The sequence below is a fragment of the Pseudomonas sp. AGC41 genome, assembly GCF_057334555.1.
This window is the reverse complement of the sequence record NZ_JBHFJB010000152.1, coordinates 79,711-81,999: the sequence shown is the minus strand read 5'-3', so window position 1 is coordinate 81,999 and position 2,289 is coordinate 79,711. Positions and strand designations below refer to the sequence as shown.

The 2,289-nt window shown below is 63.7% G+C and carries 2 protein-coding genes; both read left to right on the top strand.

Annotation, left to right across the window (positions count from 1 at the left end; all coding sequences use genetic code 11):
- Positions 1-71 precede the first annotated feature (71 nt).
- Positions 72-803 (top strand): response regulator, encoded by a 732-nt coding sequence (locus ACE04F_RS25095; RefSeq protein ID WP_042730801.1) that lies wholly within the window; start codon positions 72-74, stop codon positions 801-803.
- The gene (locus ACE04F_RS25090; RefSeq protein ID WP_486110373.1) at positions 793-2,262 is read left to right on the top strand and encodes an ATP-binding protein; all 1,470 of its coding nucleotides are present in this window, start codon (positions 793-795) and stop codon (positions 2,260-2,262) included. Before ACE04F_RS25095 ends, ACE04F_RS25090 begins: the two co-directional genes overlap by 11 nt.
- Positions 2,263-2,289 lie beyond the last annotated feature (27 nt).

Sequence of the window (2,289 nt, the reverse complement as noted above, 5' to 3'; positions counted from 1 at the left end):
TTGTGATGTGTTTGCAGATCCCGTCCATCAGGCATAATCGCCCCCAATTCAAACAACAAGGACGAGGCCCCGTGAGTTCAGTGAACAAATCGATTTTGCTGGTCGACGACGACCAGGAGATTCGCGAACTGCTGGACACTTACCTCAGTCGCGCGGGTTTCCAGGTGCGTACCACCCCCGATGGCGCCGGGTTTCGCCAGGCCTTGAACGAGGCGCCGAGCGACCTGGTGATCCTCGACGTGATGCTGCCCGACGAGGACGGCTTCAGCCTTTGCCGCTGGGTTCGCCAGCACCCGCGCCAGGCCCATGTGCCGATCATCATGCTCACCGCCAGTTCCGACGAGGCCGATCGGGTCATCGGCCTGGAGCTGGGCGCGGATGATTACCTGGGCAAGCCGTTCAGTCCTCGCGAATTGCAGGCGCGCATCAAGGCCTTGCTGCGACGGGCGCAGTTCGGCCAGGAGCGATCCGGCGGCGAAGTGCTGGCCTTCGATGAGTGGCGGCTGGACATGGTCAGCCACCGGCTGTTCCATGCCGATGGCGAAGAGGTGATCCTGTCGGGTGCCGATTTTGCCTTGCTCAAGCTGTTCCTCGATCATCCACAGGAAATCCTCGACCGCGACACCATCGGCAACGCCACCCGGGGGCGTGAATTGATGCCGCTGGACCGGATCGTCGACATGGCGGTGAGTCGCTTGCGCCAGCGCCTGCGCGATACCGACAAGCCGCCGCGATTGATCCGCACGGTGCGCGGCAGCGGTTATCAACTGGCGGCCAGTGTGGTTGCCAGCAATGGTCATTGAGGGAATCCGCAAGATTGCCCGTCGGGTGCCGGTGCCGCGCTCGTTGCTCGGACGGATGCTGCTGCTGACGTTGCTGGTGGTGCTGTTCGCCCAGACGCTGTCCAGCCTGATCTGGGTTTCGCAACTGCGCGCCACGCAGCTCGAAGGCCTGGTCACCAGCGCCCGCAGCCTGGCTCACTCGATGACCGCCACCGTGACCTACCTGCGTTCGCTGCCGGTGGCCTATCGGCCGTTGGTGCTGGACCAGTTGCGCAGCATGGGCGGCACGCGGTTTGTCGTTACGCTCAATGACAAGCCGCTGGGCATGGATGTGCTGCCGGTCACGCCGCGCAAACTGGCGGTGCTCAAGGCCGTGGACGATGTGCTGCGCCGCTCCCTGGGCAATAACGCCGACATCTCCGTCAAGTTTGTCAGCCCCGAGGATCTGCGGATTTTCAACGGCGGGCTCAAGCTTGATGAATTGCCCCGTTCGTGGGCCCACTACGCCCTGACGCTCGAGCCGGTGAACCCGCCGGTGCTGGTCACGCAGATCCAGATGGCGCCGGGCGAATGGCTGTACATCGCCTCGCTGCTGCCCGAACCCTATACCAGCCTTGAAGAGCAGGACCTGCCCAAGCAGCAGGTGGGCTTCATTGTGCTCACCAGTAGCCTGTTGCTGCTGTTCATCGGCTTGCTGGTGCATTGGCAGAGCCGGCCGCTCAAGCGCTTGGCCCGGGCGGCGCGGGACATGTCCCTCGGCGCTGAAGTGCAGCCCGTGGCCGAGGGCGGCGGCAGCGAAGTGGTGGAGGTCGGGCGCGCATTCAACGCCATGCGCGAGCGTATCAGCCGCTATCTGACCGAGCGCAGTCAGTTGTTCAGCGCCATCTCTCATGACCTGCGCACGCCGATCACCCGCCTGCGGCTGCGGGTCGAGTTGCTGGAGGATGAAAGTCTTCAGGCCAAGTTCGGCCGCGACCTCGACGAGTTGGAGCTGTTGGTCAAAGGTGCGCTGCAATGCGTCAAGGACACCGATATCCACGAGAACATCGAGCCGGTGGACCTCAACCATGTGCTCGATTGCCTGGTGGAGCCTTACCTGGCACCCCACGGCAACGGCCGGGTGACCCAGGATGGCCGGGCGCTGGCACCGTACCCGGGCAAACCGCTGGCCCTCAAGCGCTGCATCGGCAACCTGATCGACAACGCGCTCAAATACGGGCAGAAAGCCCACTTGCACATCGACGATGATGAAAACGCCTTCATCCTGCACGTTGACGATGAAGGTCCGGGTGTACCGGAACAACGCCTCGAACAGGTTTTCGAACCGCACTTTCGCCTGGCCGGGCAGCAGCAGGGGTACGGCTTGGGGCTGGGCATCGCGCGCAACATCGCCCACAGCCATGGTGGCGAGGTGAGCCTGCAGAACCTGCGCGAAGGCGGGTTGCGGGTGACGTTGCAGTTGCCTCGCAGTGTGGATTAGCGGCACCGCGTCATCGTTCTTCGCGAG